At 63.7% G+C, this 14,922-nt stretch carries 19 protein-coding genes; 10 read left to right on the forward strand and 9 right to left on the reverse strand.

The window, feature by feature from the left end; genetic code table 11:
* Positions 1-92: 92 nt before the first annotated feature.
* The gene (locus AB0J29_RS15895; protein ID WP_364785636.1) at positions 93-449 is read right to left on the reverse strand and encodes a helix-turn-helix transcriptional regulator; all 357 of its coding nucleotides are present in this window, start codon (positions 447-449) and stop codon (positions 93-95) included.
* A gap of 334 nt (positions 450-783) precedes the next feature.
* Between AB0J29_RS15895 and AB0J29_RS15900 the strand changes: the two genes are divergently transcribed.
* The 5 genes from AB0J29_RS15900 (at position 784) to AB0J29_RS15920 (ending at position 4,968) form a co-directional block, all read left to right on the forward strand.
* Positions 784-1,269: a DNA-directed RNA polymerase subunit beta gene (locus AB0J29_RS15900; RefSeq protein ID WP_364785639.1), complete on the forward strand. Its 486-nt coding sequence runs from the start codon at positions 784-786 to the stop codon at positions 1,267-1,269.
* A gap of 81 nt (positions 1,270-1,350) precedes the next feature.
* Positions 1,351-1,662: a hypothetical protein gene (locus tag AB0J29_RS15905; protein WP_364785642.1), complete on the forward strand. Its 312-nt coding sequence runs from the start codon at positions 1,351-1,353 to the stop codon at positions 1,660-1,662.
* Between the two features lie 107 nt (positions 1,663-1,769).
* Positions 1,770-2,792, forward strand: a complete 1,023-nt coding sequence (gene rfbB, locus AB0J29_RS15910) for a dTDP-glucose 4,6-dehydratase (protein ID WP_364785645.1) — start codon at positions 1,770-1,772, stop codon at positions 2,790-2,792.
* Positions 2,782-3,774: an ATP-grasp domain-containing protein gene (locus tag AB0J29_RS15915; RefSeq protein WP_364785648.1), complete on the forward strand. Its 993-nt coding sequence runs from the start codon at positions 2,782-2,784 to the stop codon at positions 3,772-3,774. Before rfbB ends, AB0J29_RS15915 begins: the two co-directional genes overlap by 11 nt.
* A gap of 51 nt (positions 3,775-3,825) precedes the next feature.
* Positions 3,826-4,968: a DegT/DnrJ/EryC1/StrS family aminotransferase gene (locus tag AB0J29_RS15920; RefSeq protein ID WP_364785651.1), complete on the forward strand. Its 1,143-nt coding sequence runs from the start codon at positions 3,826-3,828 to the stop codon at positions 4,966-4,968.
* Here AB0J29_RS15920 and AB0J29_RS15925 read toward each other — a convergent pair.
* Positions 4,954-6,129 (reverse strand): UDP-N-acetylglucosamine--N-acetylmuramyl-(pentapeptide) pyrophosphoryl-undecaprenol N-acetylglucosamine transferase, encoded by a 1,176-nt coding sequence (locus AB0J29_RS15925; protein WP_364785653.1) that lies wholly within the window; start codon positions 6,127-6,129, stop codon positions 4,954-4,956. The genes AB0J29_RS15920 and AB0J29_RS15925 overlap by 15 nt on opposite strands.
* A gap of 203 nt (positions 6,130-6,332) precedes the next feature.
* Between AB0J29_RS15925 and AB0J29_RS15930 the strand changes: the two genes are divergently transcribed.
* From AB0J29_RS15930 to AB0J29_RS15945, 4 genes are read left to right on the forward strand one after another with little or no spacing between them, the layout of a single operon-like run.
* Positions 6,333-6,767, forward strand: a complete 435-nt coding sequence (locus AB0J29_RS15930; protein ID WP_364785656.1) for an SRPBCC domain-containing protein — start codon at positions 6,333-6,335, stop codon at positions 6,765-6,767.
* Entirely contained in the window at positions 6,757-7,089 is a 333-nt protein-coding gene (locus AB0J29_RS15935; protein WP_364785659.1) for a metalloregulator ArsR/SmtB family transcription factor, read from the forward strand. Before AB0J29_RS15930 ends, AB0J29_RS15935 begins: the two co-directional genes overlap by 11 nt.
* 32 nt (positions 7,090-7,121) lie before the next feature.
* Positions 7,122-7,907, forward strand: a complete 786-nt coding sequence (locus AB0J29_RS15940; protein ID WP_364785662.1) for a DUF899 domain-containing protein — start codon at positions 7,122-7,124, stop codon at positions 7,905-7,907.
* Positions 7,904-8,377 carry a hypothetical protein gene (locus tag AB0J29_RS15945; protein WP_364785665.1) on the forward strand — a complete coding sequence of 158 codons (474 nt, stop codon included), beginning with the start codon at positions 7,904-7,906 and terminating at the stop codon, positions 8,375-8,377. Before AB0J29_RS15940 ends, AB0J29_RS15945 begins: the two co-directional genes overlap by 4 nt.
* On the opposite strand, the gene AB0J29_RS15950 is transcribed toward AB0J29_RS15945, so the two are convergent.
* The 6 genes from AB0J29_RS15950 to AB0J29_RS15975 all read right to left on the reverse strand — a co-directional run bounded on the left by AB0J29_RS15950 (position 8,311) and on the right by AB0J29_RS15975 (position 13,582).
* Entirely contained in the window at positions 8,311-9,429 is a 1,119-nt protein-coding gene (locus AB0J29_RS15950) for a serine hydrolase domain-containing protein (RefSeq protein WP_364785668.1), read from the reverse strand. The genes AB0J29_RS15945 and AB0J29_RS15950 overlap by 67 nt on opposite strands.
* A gap of 364 nt (positions 9,430-9,793) precedes the next feature.
* Positions 9,794-10,612: a thioesterase family protein gene (locus AB0J29_RS15955; protein WP_364785671.1), complete on the reverse strand. Its 819-nt coding sequence runs from the start codon at positions 10,610-10,612 to the stop codon at positions 9,794-9,796.
* 49 nt (positions 10,613-10,661) lie between these two features.
* The gene (locus AB0J29_RS15960) at positions 10,662-11,357 is read right to left on the reverse strand and encodes a GntR family transcriptional regulator (protein ID WP_364785674.1); all 696 of its coding nucleotides are present in this window, start codon (positions 11,355-11,357) and stop codon (positions 10,662-10,664) included.
* Between the two features lie 10 nt (positions 11,358-11,367).
* Positions 11,368-12,429: a 2-dehydropantoate 2-reductase gene (locus AB0J29_RS15965; protein WP_364785677.1), complete on the reverse strand. Its 1,062-nt coding sequence runs from the start codon at positions 12,427-12,429 to the stop codon at positions 11,368-11,370.
* A gap of 60 nt (positions 12,430-12,489) precedes the next feature.
* Entirely contained in the window at positions 12,490-12,696 is a 207-nt protein-coding gene (locus AB0J29_RS15970) for a DUF397 domain-containing protein (protein WP_364785680.1), read from the reverse strand.
* On the reverse strand, positions 12,686-13,582 hold the full coding sequence (locus AB0J29_RS15975; RefSeq protein WP_364785683.1) for a helix-turn-helix transcriptional regulator: 897 nt from the start codon (positions 13,580-13,582) through the stop codon (positions 12,686-12,688). Before AB0J29_RS15975 ends, AB0J29_RS15970 begins: the two co-directional genes overlap by 11 nt.
* 434 nt (positions 13,583-14,016) lie before the next feature.
* Here AB0J29_RS15975 and AB0J29_RS15980 point away from each other — a divergent pair, with 434 nt between their 5' ends.
* On the forward strand, positions 14,017-14,328 hold the full coding sequence (locus AB0J29_RS15980; protein WP_364785686.1) for a hypothetical protein: 312 nt from the start codon (positions 14,017-14,019) through the stop codon (positions 14,326-14,328).
* A 349-nt stretch (positions 14,329-14,677) separates the two neighbouring features.
* Here the strand turns inward: AB0J29_RS15980 and AB0J29_RS15985 are convergent, their stop codons facing one another.
* On the reverse strand, positions 14,678-14,896 hold the full coding sequence (locus AB0J29_RS15985; RefSeq protein ID WP_364785689.1) for an MbtH family protein: 219 nt from the start codon (positions 14,894-14,896) through the stop codon (positions 14,678-14,680).
* Between the last annotated feature and the right edge of the window lie 26 nt (positions 14,897-14,922).

Here is a 14,922-nt window from a genome sequence, read left to right on the forward strand (position 1 = left end):
GAACGACCGACGCTTACGAGGAGGCATGCAGACATCCTAACCAGCAGGAACAACCATCCCGCTAACTCAGTGTCCACTCCCCGGGGTGAACCTCACACATGACGAGGGCCGGTTTCATTGCCCGATGCATCGGACACCGCACCGTCGAGCCATCCTGGAACCAACACGGACGCGCTGATAGCTGTGGAGTATCCGACACGTAGAAAAGAGCGCCGTTCCACATCAGCCCTTCCGAGGTTGAGCAAGGTAGCTACAGGGTGTTGGATGCCACCGAAACGCCTTTCATACCACGCTATGACATCGGACGTCGGCGTACGCCCTCCGGTCTCGTAGTACCAGAGCGCAGATTTGCTATAGGGGATCTGAGCAGCAAGCGCAGCCAGGGATACCCCAGCGGCTTCGCGGGCCGCTCGGAGCTGCGCGCCGATGACAACGGCGGGACCGTCCATGCCGTCGAATCTAGCCTCTTTGTGAACGCGCTGTGGATGCCAACCCGTATTTTTCCGGACCCTCCCGTGGTCAGCTGGATATGCGCCAGGAGAGACAACTCTTCTCCTTCATCAGGGAGTTCGTTTCAGGGGCCTGGCGCACCTTAGCCGCAGCTGAACTGGGGGCAATGACGTTGAAACCAGAACCACCGCACCGGAGGCCACTCGTCGGCCCGCCCGCCGCACTAGCGGTCGAAGTCCCTACCGATGTTGTCGAGCGGTACCTAGACGCCCTACGCGAGTGGCAATCCGAACAGACCGACATTGAACAACCCGAACAAGGGATCTAAAACCGATGGACCACAAAACTTTTGGCGACAGCCCGTTGACCCGATGTCACTTCTACAGGCAGGTATGCGACCTGCCCGCCACCGTCGACCCGCCACACCTCGGCCGCATCGTCATGAAAGCCGAGCACGTTTGGGCACTGATACTTCCCGCATATCTCGGCCAAGCGGTGAAAATTCACATGCAGCAGCATGATTCGCACATTGGTCCGATTCTGTCGCATCCCCGCTCGAATCGATGGACGCTGCTCGTGCGACCAGACATCCCCGATGATGTACGTCTGTTCGCCGAGATGTTCCGCCTGAACGTATCCGTGGTACGAACCGGTGGCACCGTCGCGTTACCGTCGCCCGCCGACCAAGGTGAGCAGTTCCGGCGCTGGATCGAAGCACCCCGATGCACGTTCCGGCCCTCCGGCCTTGTGGTGGTTGATGCGATTCGCGCCTGCTCGGAACCATGTCGGCCTGTGCAGCGGAGGAGGGCTCATATCTGAATGTGATCGCTCCAAGCACGCCTAGAGCGAGGAGCCAATCCGGACCGCTCCCGCCGTCCGGATACCGGGAATGAAAATCCCATGCAGCCACGAGCAATCGGACTGTTGCGCCTGGATGTCACCGATGACAGACCGCGCGATGAAGCCGTGATCGGCAGCTTGGCTCACCGTCTCGACTGCACACTCGTCGGACTGGTCACCATCGCGCCGGACACCTACATGCCGACAACACTGGTCGTTCACACCGCGCACAAGGTTGAGGCAGCAGTGATCGTGACGCCGGATCGCACACATTTCGCTGGGGCCGCGCGCAGTCAGTATGGCGTGCGATCTGGTGACCCCGGTTGGGACCGTGACGCGCTCCAGCAGAGTGCAGTGAACCCTCCGGCCTGACCTGGAACTGGGTTGACATTCCAGCTTCGGCGTGTGGACAGACGGGCAACCCTGGCCGCGATTGGCTTGAAACATATTCATACACAACGACTCCCGACGGTGGAAATATGGAAAACGTTCTGGTCACCGGCGGCGCGGGATTCATCGGATCGCGCTTCGTCAAACGACTACTAGCCTCCGACGACACCGGCAAGGTGACCGTCCTGGACGCACTTACCTATGCGGGACACCGCAGCAATCTCGGCGCAGCGATGTTGTCCGACCGGCTGACCCTGGTGGTCGGCAATATCCTCGACGTAAGGCTCGTCGACGATCTCGTTGCAGAGCACACGACCATCGTCCACTTGGCCGCGGAGTCACATGTCGACCGCTCCTTTTTCCAGAGTGGCCACTTCCTGAGCACGAACGTGCTGGGTACGCACATCTTGCTCGATGCCGCACGGCGATCGGATGTCCGCAAGTTCGTGCATGTTTCCACCGACGAGGTCTATGGACCGCTACTGACGGGATCGGCATCCGAGGAATATCCGCTGCGCCCAACAGTTCCCTATGCGTCGTCGAAAGCAGCATCGGACCTGGTGGCCTTGTCGTACTGGCGAACCTATGGTGTGCCGGTATGCATCACCCGCAGCAGCAACAACTTCGGCCCTGCCCAGCACCCCGAAAAGATCATTCCCGCATTCATCACCGCCCTACTGAAGGGCGGGAAGGTCACCTTGCACGGCGACGGCGGTCACGTGCGCAACTGGCTGTGGGTCGAGGACAACTGTCAGGGCCTGGAATTGGTGCTGCGACACGGCCAGCCCGGTGAGGTCTACAACATCGGTGGCGGCACCGATCTGACGAACGAACAGCTCACTAGCCTGATCCTGAACCAGTTGGACACGGACTGGGGCCAGGTGCAATACGTCGCCGATCGCCCCTCCAACGACCGCCGCTACTCCATGAGCTGGGACAAGATCGCGGGCCTCGGCTACCGGCCTACACAGGATTTCGAAGACGCACTCGCTCAAACCGTGCGGTGGTACCGCGACCATCCCGATCGGTGGGCACCGCAGCTCCGCAACCCCGACGCACCCGTATCGGCAATCCAACTCGAGACCCCTCAGGCGACCAACCATGTCCATTGATCGAGTGGCCGCATCGCGCCGCGTACTCGTAACCGGGGTCGGAGGTCAACCGGGATTCGACCTCGCCCGGCGACTCCAACAGCACGGCTGCACCGTCATCGGCACCGATGCCAACCCGGTTGCCAACGGACTACAGCTGCCCGGCCTGATCGCCCGCCTATCCTTACCCTCCACCCACCCGAGCTACGGCATCGAACTGCTGAAGCTGTGTGAGGACCTGCGGCCCAACGCAATGTTGTCCGCCGTCGAGTGCGAACTGCCACAACTTCTCGCACTCCGCGCGACACTGAACCAGATCGGTGTTCGGACCTGGCTACCGTCGCAACGCGCGGTCAACGCCTGTCGGGATAAAGCCGAGTTCTATACGGTCTTGACCGAGCACGGGATCCCCACTCCGCGGACCTGGCTACCCCACCAAATCGCCACCATCCCCGATGGCTGCCCGCTGGTCGTCAAACCGCGCCACGGTCAGGGCTCACAGAACGTGGTGTACTGCCGGACCTGGCAGCAGGCGCTGATCTTGTGCGAATTGGTGCCCGACCCCATCATCCAGGCCCGCGTCGATGGCCGCGAGTTCACGGCGGACTGTCTTGTCGACAACAGCGGGCGCGCATCGGTGATCCTGCGATACCGGCTACTCACCAAGGGCGGACTTTCCATGGTGGCCAGCACATTCCATGATCCAGAAGTTGCCGACCGCGTTGCCGAGACATTGGTTGCCGTCGGAATCGTTGGGTTGTGTTGCGTACAGGGCTTCGTTCGTGACGGCCATGAACAGCGCATCGTTCTTACCGAGGTGAACGCTCGCGCCGCCGGTGGATTCGTGCTCGCCGAAGACGCAGGCGCCGACCTGATCGGACAAACTCTTGCCGGGCTGTGGGGCGGACCGGTCGCGCACGACCGATTGCGGTATCGGCCCGGTGTTTGTTTGACCAAGTATGTCGAAACACTCGCCGTCTCGCGAGACGAGCGCGGATGGTAACTCCGCACCATCGAATTCCACAGTGTTCCAATGTATTACGAGAGAAGTTTGATGTCCGCTTTTGAGAGAAACGCGTCACCCTGGATGCACGGCCCGGAATACGCGGTCGTGGCCGAGGCAATGCGGATCGGTCAGTGGGGCCACAACACCGCTACCGAGGCATTCGAAGCCGAACTCGCCGCTTTCCTCGGAGTTCCTGATGTGGTTGCGGTCAGCTCATGCACCGCCGCGCTGCATATCGGACTGCTCCTAGCCGGTGTCGGTCCAGGAAACGAGGTGATCGTTCCGTCGCAAACGTTCTGTGCCACAGTCCAAGCCATCCTGATGGCAGGAGCACACCCCCGGTTCATCGATATCGACGCCGACACACTGTGCGTGGACAGCGCCGCCGTGCAAGCAGCGATCACACCCAGCACTGGCGCGGTCATACCAGTGCTTTACGGCGGTCGCGCAATCGATCTCACCGAGATCAAACCTGAACTAGATCGAAGAGGAATCGCAGTCGTCGAAGACGCTGCGCATGCGTTCGGATCTCGACTCGGCGACAAGCGGGTCGGCGCGACCGGCATGCTGACCTGCTTCAGCTTCGGCCCGATCAAGAACCTCACGTGCGGCGAAGGCGGAGCACTGATCCCGCGCAGCCCCGCCGAGGCTGACGCGGCCCGCACGTTGCGCCTGCTCGGCGTCACCCAGTCCCAAGCCGCGCGGATCCGAACCACCTCCTACCAGGTAGACGGTGTCGGATGGCGCTATCACCTCTCGGCAGTTCATGCAGCGATCGGTCGGGTCCAGCTCGCACGTTTCGCCGATATCGAAACCGTCCGGCGGCGTCTTTGGCGTGCCTACGCTCGCGAATTGTCGGGCTTGGAGTACGTCGCGTTGGTAGACCTCGATATCGAGCACACTGTCCCGTTCAACTGCGTCGTGCGCGTGGTCGACGAGCGCGACAAGGTGTTCGAGACCTTGCGCGACCGCGGCATCGGGGTCGGGGTGCATTACCCGCCCAACCACACTCAACCAGCGTTCCGGCAGTGGTACCGCCCGCTACCGGTCACCGAGACAACGGCCCGGCAGACCATCAGCCTGCCCTTTCACCCTGCCATGACCGAGCACGACATAACGCACGTCGTATCGGAGCTGCGGACCGCCCTTGCCGACCTCAGGCGCAATTCGGTCCAGTCAGCCCGCCGCTGATAACACAACCCGCGCAAGACGATCCGCAGCATCAGGGCGACCACACGTCCGAGCCTGCTGTGCAACGGCGTTGCGGCGCTGCGGATCAGCGAGCAGCGGCTCGAGGGCGGTGCTCAGGCTCTCGGTGGACACTTCGTCCAGCAACGCCATCGCCGCTCCCTGCTCGGCGAGGACGCGCGCGTTGTGGGCTTGCTCCCCACCAGCGGACGACGCGAGCGGGATCAGTACGGCAGCCTTGCCCAGCGCAGTAACTTCGGCGATCGTGCCCGCTCCGCTGCGGGAGATCACCACATCCGCTAACGCCAGCACATCGGGCAGCTCCGCGCCGACGAACTCGGTGAGCCAGTATCGGTCTGCCACATCAGGATCGAGACCGCTCGCGTACTCTCGCAGCCCCGCGATACCGGACTTCCCACACTGATGAATGACGTTGGCACGCGACAGCAGCCACGGCAACAGCTCCCGTACCACAGCATTGATCTGTACCGCCCCCTGCGCGCCGCCAGTAACGTACACGGTCGGCAACGTTGGGTCGAACCCGTCCAACCCGAGCGAGGCGAGCGCCTTATCTCGTTGGCCCGCAAAAATTTCCGGCCGGACCGGATTGCCCGTGACTACCGTCTGTGTCGACCGCGGGAGCAATTCGACGCTCGACTCCGAACTGACAGCCACCACATCCGCGACTCTCGCCAACAACCGATTGGCCAACCCCACCCGAGTTGTCTGCTCATGAATCACCAACGGCCGACGCCGTAACCACGCGCCCAACCCAACCGGCACAGCGACATAGCCGCCAGTCGCAAGCACCACATCCGGCGCGAATCGACCCACCATCCGCCATGCCTGCGCGACACCGATCGGCACCCGGCACATGTCGGTCAAGTTCGCACGGGAGATCATCTTCAGCAGATTTCGGTCACGGCGGATCTTGCCGGTGGCCACTGCGGCGAATGCGATGTCATTGTCGGCGGCGACCCGCGCTTCGAGGCTGTCTGCCTGCCCGATCCATAAGACCTCGAGCTTTATGTCCTGGGCTGTGAGCTGATCCCGCAGAGTGCGGACTGTCGTCAATGCCGGAAAGGTATGCCCACCTGTGCCACCACCGGCGACCACCAAACGGATAACCGTCCGCCCACCGGTAGGCGGAACTGCGTTCGTCATGCCAGGAAGCCTAGAGATGGTTGATTCCAAGGGGTGGCCGGCCTTGCGGACCCGTCACCTTGTGCGGCCTCCGGTGCTACCCATGGCAGCCCTTCGCCGCCGAGTACGGCCCGTTCCGGTGGCGGAGATTCAGGCCAAGGTTGACGCAACCCATCGGTTGCAATAATATCGCAACCAGTAAGTTGCTACTAATGGAGGTGGTTATGGGATTTCCTGATCGCATCGAGCGGACGATCGAGCTGACACACCCACCGGCGAAGGTGTGGTCGGCGCTGACCACGGCCGAGGGGTTGGGCACGTGGTTCGGCAATGAGGCCGGCATCGAGCTGCGCCCGGGCGGTAAGGCGTGGATGCGCTGGAACGAGGGGGGACACCACGCAGACATGCGGGTGGAGCGGGTAGAGGAACCGCACGTATTCGGGTTCACCTGGCATATCTTCGGGCTGCCTGAGAAGGATCCGCGCCGCACCTATGTGGAGTTCACGCTGGAGCCGGTGGCGGCGGGTACACGACTGACCGTGGTCGAGTCCGGTTTCGCTCAGCTCGCGGAGGACGCCTACAAGACGGCGTTCGAGGGCAACACCCGCGGCTGGCAGAGCGAGCTCGGAGAGCTGGTCGGCTACCTCGATGCGGCCTGACCAGGAAGCGATTGCCGAGCAGGTCTTCGTGGCCTTGGCGGACCCCAGCCGGCGTGCGATCCTCGCCGCGCTGGCGTCCGCCGGGCCCACCACGGCGACCGACCTGGCGGCCCGGCTGCCGATCACCCGGCAGGCGATCGCCAAACACCTGGCGCTGCTGTCCGAGGCCGGTCTGGTGACCGCGGAGCCGGGCGAGCGCCGTCGGGTGCGTTACCGACTATGTTCCGCGCCGATGCAAGTGGCGCAACAATTCCTCGCTGCGATGGCGCGTGACTGGGACAGCCCACTCGACGCGTTGAAGACCATCCTCGACCGGGCCTGATCAACAATCCGAAATCGAAGAGGAGTATCGCTATGAAGACACCGCAGATCGTTTCGCAGAACGAGTGGGAGGCAGCGCGTCTGAAGCTGCTGGTGCAGGAGAAGGAGGTGATGCGGGCCCACGACGCGCTGGCTGCCCAGCGCCGCCGCATGCCCTGGCTGGCCGTCGACAAGCAGTACGTGTTCGAAGGATCAACGGGCCCGGTGAGCCTGCTCGACCTGTTCCAGGGCCGCCGCCAGCTGATCGTCTACCGCGCATTCTTCGAGCCCGGCGTGCTCGGCTGGCCCGATCACGCCTGCCGCGGCTGTTCCATGATGGCCGACCACGTCGGCAATCTCGCGCACCTGAACGCCCGCGACACCACGCTCGTATTCGCCTCGCGCGCACCGCAACCCGAGATCGAGCAGGTGAAGGCCCGGATGGGCTGGTCGGGGATCCCGTGGTACACCATGACCGACGAGTTCGATGTGGACTTCGGCGTCGATGAATGGCACGGCACCAACGCCTTCATCCGCGAGGGCGACCAGGTGTATCGCACGTATTTCATCAACCGCCGTGGCGACGAGTATTTCGGAAACACCTGGAGCTACCTGGACATGACGGCCCTCGGCCGCCAGGAGAACTGGGAGGATTCGCCCGAGGGCTACCCCCAGACACCGACGTACGAGTGGTGGAACTGGAACGACGAGTACGCCGCCACGGTTGACGAGACCGCCTCGGACTGGCTGGGCAAGGTCGCCGGCGCCATCGACAGGGGCGAAGCCGGCCGTCAGCAGCAGGAAGCACCGCACGACTGCTGCGCACACCCGGTGCAGTGATGCACTACCCGTCGATCCCGGCCCGGTCCCGGGTGGGCCGGGCGGGAGCGGCCCTGTCGCTGCTCTCGGCGACCCTGCATGCTGCCTGCGACGGAACCCATTGCACCGCAGTGTGGTTGGTTGTGTTGCCGGCGTTGATGTCGCTGGGCTGCCTGTGGTGCGCCTGGCACCTGTGGACCCGGCCGTCCCCTGGGGCCTGGGCCATGACCGCGGCGATGAGCAGCGCAATGCTGGTGCTGCACTGTGCCGTTCCGATGCCGGGCGCGGTGATGCACTGGGCTTACCTGGCCGCCCTAGCCGACGTGACGCTGTCCGGCGGGATGCTGCTCCGCCCCTGGTTCGGGTTCGGCAGGCTGTCTTCAGGAAGCGGCAGCGACATCACCGGCCCATGCGGCGTTCTTCATCAGGGACACAGGGCGTGCGAAAGCATGGTCGTGACATCGGGCATGGCTTTCGGCGACTTGGTGTAGGCGTAGGTCACCGCCCTGCCATCCGGCGTCGCGCCGGAGATGGTGACGAATCCGGTGATGCCGCCGGTGTGCCCGGAATACTCTGCGCCACAGGGCAAGTGGGTCGAGTCGAGGCCGAGCCCGTAGTTCATATCCGCCTGTCCCATCGGCACACCGGTCCGCATTTCCCGCAGTTCGGCGGCCGGGACCACCTCTCCGGCCAGCAGCGCCTGATAGAAGCGATTCAAATCGTTGCCGGTGGCGACCATCCCGCCCGCACCCCCCGGCACCGACGGTTCGATGCGTGACACATCGGTGACCACACCGTCGATGTCGGCGTACCCCTTGGGATGTGGGCCACGGATATCGAGTTCGCCCGGTCCCGGTAGGTAGGTGTCGTCGAGCGCCAACGGCCGCAGGATGCGCCGATTCAGCTCATCGACATACGGTGCGCCGGTGACCCTTTCGACCAGCATGCACGCAACGAGGTAGTTGGAGTTGCTGTACTCGAACCGCGTCCCCGGCGCGAAATCCGCTGGCTTACTCAGGGTGATCGCGAGTTGCTCCTCTGGAGTCATGATCCGCCCATCCACCGCCGCTTGATACTCATCCACCCGCGGATCATCGGCGAATTCCGGCAGACCACTCTGGTGCCGCAGGATCTGGCGCACCGTGATTACCCGCCCGTCGATCCCCTCCCCACGCAACACCCCAGGTAGATAGGTATCGACCGGCTCATCGAGCCGAATCTTCCCCTCTGCCACCAACTGCAGCACCACCGAACTGACAAACGTCTTACTGATACTGCCGATCCGCACCTGCTGCGGCGGCTCGGCTGGAATCGGCGCGCGGGTTCCGATATCGGCAACACCACTGGTAAGAGTGACCGTCTGCCCATTCTCGGTCAGCGTCGCGATCATCCCGGTGATCCCGTCCTCCACCGCCCGATCGAGATCTGCCTGCACCATCCGAATCCGATCCGCCGAAACCCCCACTGGCGCAGCGGAATCCTCCGCACATCCCCCGAGCAGGGCAACCACACCAACAGCGATACCGACCGTCACAAGGCGCATGCCCCGACGCTAGCGATATCCCCCGCCCTGCACATCGGGGTCGCTCCCTGAGATCTCCCTCGGGAGGCCCCTGGTATCGCCCGGTGATCGTCTGCCGCGTCGATGAGTGGGCCGCCGAGGTCGGGTTGGAGCTCTTCATCCAGACGCCACTTGACCGAACACGCGGGATTCGGTCCAAAGCAGCAACACAGGTTGGCGGCGGTCCCCATGTTGCGGCGCTGGGTGATCAGGTCGGTACTGAGACCACCCACGGGCTCGGGCAATGGCAGGTCTTCCTCTGTCATCCGCAGGAACACCTGTTCGTGGCGGGTGGTCACGTCGTCCAGCCTGATCTGGGTGATGCGGGACGCCGCTGTCATCCGGGTCAGCGCGTGCCGAGCAGCAGGGTTTGGGTGCCGCGTCCGATCGGGCCCTTCTGATCGAACAGGCGGGACTCGGCCAAGCCGATGCCACTGTGTTCGGGGTAGGTGACCGCGTCCAGACACAGCCACTCGCCGACCGGGTCGCGGTGCAGGATCACGGTGAGGTCGGTGTTGATGAAAAAGGATCGGCTCCATGGCAGGACTGAGCTGACTCCGTTGCCGAAGTCAGCGGCGGCGAGGGCCCGCTGCAATGGGCTGAGCGAGGTACCGGCCACGATCGGGTAGCGCAGGCGAATCCAGCACACGGCCGGGCCCGGGGTCTGGAAAGCGCCCGAGACGAAGCGGTATTCGACCCCGGTATGGAAGCCGACCGGTTGAGTGCTCGGGAAGCTGTGCTCCGGGCCGGGCGTCACGGTGTCGGGGCCGGGGTGGATGCCGGTCGGCAGCATCTCGGTCGGCACGTCGAGTTCCGGCTCCACCGGTTGAAGCCGCCAGGCGGTGGCCTTCAGCACTGGTCCCCGGTCGGAACTCAGTGTGGCCTCGATCAATTCGACATCGCGCCCGGGTTGAGCGACTCGCGCCTCGGCTCGGGTGACCCGCGCTGCGGCCCGCAGCGGCGTGATCGGCACCGGCCCGAGGAACTCCACCGTTACTCGTGCGACCCGGCACTGCGGTCGCGGCTCGCACTGCTCGATCACATGCGCCAATAGTGCCGAAGGCGCCCCACCGTGCTGTGCATGCGGCGACCACGGCCCACGGGTGAGTTCGGTGGGATGGAACAGGTCCGGGTCCGAGGAATCGGGCAGGTAGAAGGCATCCATGGTGTTACTCCTTCGGGCCACCGGAAGTACCAGCGGTGCACTGCGCAACTCAGCGTGTCACTTCGCGGCGGTTGATGGTCTTCACGATTGCGTCGCGCACGGCGTCGGCATGCTGGCGGAGTGTGGATACCAGGGCCGCGGCGTCCCTTTCCTCCAGGGCGTGCGCGATCTCGATATGTTCGTTCCGGCGTTGAGTTTCGTGTGCACCAGCGTCCAGCACCAGGTAGTGAGAGATCAGCAGGTGAAGGTTCAGCGACCGATAGGCATCGCAGAGGTAGGGGTTGTTTGCGCCGGCGATGATCCGTCGGTGAAACTCGACATCGTTGTCGATGAATTCGATCCGGCGAGCTAGTTCGTCCGGTGTCTGCTCCTCCTGCGACGGCACGGAGGTCAGGGCGGGGACCAGTGCGAGCGCATCAGCGATCTGTTCGTCGGTGATCCGCTCGGCGATGAGGGGAGCCGCAGCATCCTCATACAGTGAGCGCATCTCGAACATCTGCACGACCCCGGTCGCGGTCAGCCTGGTCACCGACGTGCCACTGCGGCCACGAATATGGAACAACCCTTCGCCGGCGAGCCGGTCGACGGCGGCTTTGACCGGCGCCCGGCCCAGACCGGTCGCAGCCGACAACTGACCGACCGACGTCCGCTCACCGGGTCGAAGCTCCTGGTAGAGGAGCATCGATCGGATCCGGCTGTACGCGGCATCGGTCAGATCTCCGCCAACGCCTGCTGGTTCCGTCACCCGTGCCCCTCTACGCGGCCGTGGCGTTATCGAGAGCTACGCGCATTCCATGTGCGGCTCGGGTGGCCGGAGTCGGGACGCCGTGGGTCTCGCCGAGTTGGATGACATAGCCGGTGAAGGCATCGAGCTCGATCTTTCGTCCGGCCGCGAGGTCCTCGGCCATGGACGAGGAGATGTCCATCCGAGCGGCGGTGTCATCGACGCGGGCCTTGTGATCGGGTGCCAATGGCGCGCCGGCCGCGAGGGCCACAGCCGCGGCTTCGCCGACGAGCATGTCGAACACATCAGCAGTCGCCGGGTGTGACAGCAGCTCACCCAGGCGCTTCTTCGTGATCGCCGTGAGGGGGTTCAGGCCGCAGTTGAGCAGGAATTTCTGCCACTTCGACGCGCCCACATCGGGTTCGACCGCCGCTTTGATGTTGGCGCTGGAGAACAACTCCTGCACTTCGGAACTCACGGCGAGATCGGCGCCGACATACGGGCCGACGATCAGCGACGGCGGTGCTGAACAGCGGATCACACCGGGCCCCAGACGATTCGCGCCGATGTAGAGCACGCCGGAGAGGATATGCGACGGTCCAAGCTTGTCAGCGAGGATCTGCTCGTTCTGCACACCGTTCTGCAGGCACAGCACATGGCCGTCGGGTTTGACCAGAAGCCTGACAGATTCTGTCGCAGCCTCGGTGTCGTAGGACTTCACACAGAACAGGACCAGATCAGCCCGATGATCGACGTCTTCGGCAGCCAGCACATGATCAGGCCGAATGGTTTCTCGCTCGCCGCAGGCGTCTTCCAACACAATGCCGTGCTCGCGGATCTGCCGCAGACTCTCGTCCCGGGCGATCAATGTTACCGGCACGCCGGCCTTGGTCAGCTGTGCGGCGTCGAACTCACGGTCCACAACGCCAGCGGTGAACGCCGCCCATTCACCTGAAGTGAAGACCAGGGCCGGGGCGATGGGGTTCTTGGAATCGCGGACGCCGACCATGCCACCGTCGAGGAATGCGACCTCGACACACCCGCCATTGGACTCGCTGTAGCTGCTCTCGCCAGCGCGCCCCGGAGATGTCAACGGTCACCGTACTTCTCCTTCACCACCTGTTGTGAACCGAACTCGGCAGAGTGGAACGAGCTAGGGGTGAGTGAATTCGCCGTCCACAACGCCAGCAGTGAAGGCAGCCCATTCACCAGGGGTGAAGACCAGCGCCGGGCCAGTCGGATTCTTCGAGTCGCGCACACCAACCGCGTCGCAGTCGAGGAATGCGACCTCCACGCACTGACCATTTGAGGCGCTGTAGCTGCTCTTGAACCAGCGTGCTCCGGACGTGTCAACGGTCACCGTACTTCTCCTTCGCCACCTGTCGCAGCAGGTCTCGCGTGCTCTTCTCATCCAGCGCTATCTGCCGGATAATGTCAGCCATTTCAGTATATCGCTCCACCAGCTCGGGCTTCTCGAGGTAAAGGTCGCTAACCATACCGCCATCGAGGTACACCACTGGCGGTTCGATCGCCTTGCCCTGGCTGTCGACGCCGAAGTCCAGAATCGCGAACGAACTGTGCAAGATTCCGCGCGTGAATCCCGCTGAATGCGGATGTATTCGAAGGTTGACATTGTCGAGCGTGCTGACCTCGGCGAGTTGGCGAAGCTGCGCCGCCATCACCCGTGGACCTCCGACAACCCGATGCAAAGCGGATTCATCGAGAAGTATCTCCAACGCCAACGGCTTGGTTTTCCGGGTGACTACCACTTGGCGGCGCAGCCGCACCTCCACCCGGCGCTCGATCTCATCGCGGGTCCCGTCATACAGAAACGCACCGATCAGCGCGCGTGCGTAGTCGGCGGTTTGAAGTAGACCAGGGATCTGAACTTCATAGGACGTGAGATGCCGCGCCGACCGCTCCAAGCCGACGTAGATGTTGAACGCATCCGAGAACATCCCGCCGAGAGACGTAATACCGTCCTCACCCTTGGCAGTAGCGGCACGGAAGGCAAGGTCAACGGCCTGTTTGGTCTCGCCGTCATCCACCTCGTACAGCGAACATAACTCGCGCACGTCCTGACGCCGCGGTTTGACGGTGCGGCCAGTCTCGAGGCGCTGTAAGCCGTTGTAGCTCAGTTGAACTGCCTTGGCGGCATCTTGGATTGCGAAGCCCTGCCCCTCACGCTTCTCGCGGAGGAAACGGCCAAGCTGGCGACGCAGCAGCGTCGGTGACTCCTCAGGCATGTCATTGCTCCCCACAGTGAATGCTGTTTCGCTCGAATTCCGAACACTGTTTTACAGCACATTCGCCCAGCGTCTTGGGGCTTTCGACGGGTTCATCTGAACATTCGGATTTCACTCGTGCGGCTACCTGCCCGGTGGTCTGCTGAACTTGCGCTCGGAGAGGACTTTTCCCACATCAGGAGTTGTTTTCAGGGCCCCGGGCGCACATCTATCCGTTGAGGTCCGGGAGGTCGGCAGATGCCGAAGAGACAACTGCCACAGCGAGATCCGTTCGTCGGTCCGCCAGCCAGCTACTGCGGCCCGCCAGCCGATGTGGTCGAGTGGGTCGCGGACGCGGTTCGCGAGTGGGCAGATCAGTCGGTACTCACCGAGTCGTCCCGGTGCCGGGGTGTCGAGTCCCCCGGGATCGGGCGTACCAACGGCGAGGTTTCGTGATGCGTCGAGATGCCTTGCGCACCACGCGAACCCAGGACGGCAGCAAGGTCGCGGTGTGGCAGCTGATCGGAAGTTCCGTGCGTATCCTGCGCCTGCAACTCCCCCGTCGGTCTTTCACCGCCTACCGACTCCCGTCGCGCACGCTGCTTCCCGGAGCCCAACCCGGCACGATTGTGTTCGACACATACCCGGACTTGGCCGACGCCCGCGAGCTGCTCCCCCGGCACGAGGACCTGTGGAACATCCTGCGCGATGACTACTGGACCGCCCTGCTCAACCCAGCAGATCACCCAGACCCGTTGGAGCCGTGACTCATATGTCTCGACTTCCGCCGAACGAAATCTGCCCGTCCGTCAGTGCACTGCTCGTTGACTTCCACCGAGACACTTGGTTCAAGCTCGAACTCGCCCCGTCGGACAGCCGCCCGCTGTGTGAACTCGCGGACGGTTCACTGTGTGAGGTCGGCGAAGACGGATGGCTCACGGAGTGCGCGGCTCCGGACAGCCGCTACGATTCGATGCTTGCGTGTGGAGCACACTCCAACTTCTAGAGTTCGGGAAGCGGGCCCGGATGATCGTTGATACCCCGCGCACCCGGCCAGAGGGGGCGGGGCCGCACCGGCCGGCAGGGGGGATGTCCGTGCCGGCGCGCCCCACCAATTCAGTTGGCCTCGGGCCGCATCGCGGTAATGAGTGAATTGGGACGCATGTCCAGCCAGTGGTCCTCGACGTACTGCAGGCAGGAGTGGCGCGTGGCCGCGCCGTAGGCGATGGTCCAGCCGCCGGGGACGGCGGCGAAGATCGGCCACAGCGAGTGCTGGCCCTCGGCATTGATCAGGACGTAGAACTGGGCGTCATCGTCGTCGAAGGGGTTGGTCATCTGGTCGGCCTTCCTGGTGGGAGGGT

Origin of the sequence: Nocardia sp. NPDC049707 (assembly GCF_040674855.1) — a bacterium.
Taxonomy (GTDB): domain Bacteria; phylum Actinomycetota; class Actinomycetes; order Mycobacteriales; family Mycobacteriaceae; genus Nocardia.

Excerpts from the sequence above, each read along its gene's own strand:
- AB0J29_RS15895 (WP_364785636.1), bottom strand. The coding sequence starts at position 449 with ATGGACGGTCCCGCCGTTGTCATCGGCGCGCAGCTCCGAGCGGCCCGC.
- AB0J29_RS15900 (WP_364785639.1), top strand. The coding sequence starts at position 784 with ATGGACCACAAAACTTTTGGCGACAGCCCGTTGACCCGATGTCACTTC.
- AB0J29_RS15905 (WP_364785642.1), top strand. The coding sequence starts at position 1,351 with ATGCAGCCACGAGCAATCGGACTGTTGCGCCTGGATGTCACCGATGAC.
- rfbB (WP_364785645.1), top strand. The coding sequence starts at position 1,770 with ATGGAAAACGTTCTGGTCACCGGCGGCGCGGGATTCATCGGATCGCGC.
- AB0J29_RS15915 (WP_364785648.1), top strand. The coding sequence starts at position 2,782 with ATGTCCATTGATCGAGTGGCCGCATCGCGCCGCGTACTCGTAACCGGG.
- AB0J29_RS15920 (WP_364785651.1), top strand. The coding sequence starts at position 3,826 with ATGTCCGCTTTTGAGAGAAACGCGTCACCCTGGATGCACGGCCCGGAA.
- AB0J29_RS15925 (WP_364785653.1), bottom strand. The coding sequence starts at position 6,129 with ATGACGAACGCAGTTCCGCCTACCGGTGGGCGGACGGTTATCCGTTTG.
- AB0J29_RS15930 (WP_364785656.1), top strand. The coding sequence starts at position 6,333 with ATGGGATTTCCTGATCGCATCGAGCGGACGATCGAGCTGACACACCCA.
- AB0J29_RS15935 (WP_364785659.1), top strand. The coding sequence starts at position 6,757 with ATGCGGCCTGACCAGGAAGCGATTGCCGAGCAGGTCTTCGTGGCCTTG.
- AB0J29_RS15940 (WP_364785662.1), top strand. The coding sequence starts at position 7,122 with ATGAAGACACCGCAGATCGTTTCGCAGAACGAGTGGGAGGCAGCGCGT.
- AB0J29_RS15950 (WP_364785668.1), bottom strand. The coding sequence starts at position 9,429 with ATGCGCCTTGTGACGGTCGGTATCGCTGTTGGTGTGGTTGCCCTGCTC.
- AB0J29_RS15955 (WP_364785671.1), bottom strand. The coding sequence starts at position 10,612 with ATGGATGCCTTCTACCTGCCCGATTCCTCGGACCCGGACCTGTTCCAT.
- AB0J29_RS15975 (WP_364785683.1), bottom strand. The coding sequence starts at position 13,582 with ATGCCTGAGGAGTCACCGACGCTGCTGCGTCGCCAGCTTGGCCGTTTC.
- AB0J29_RS15980 (WP_364785686.1), top strand. The coding sequence starts at position 14,017 with ATGCGTCGAGATGCCTTGCGCACCACGCGAACCCAGGACGGCAGCAAG.
- AB0J29_RS15985 (WP_364785689.1), bottom strand. The coding sequence starts at position 14,896 with ATGACCAACCCCTTCGACGACGATGACGCCCAGTTCTACGTCCTGATC.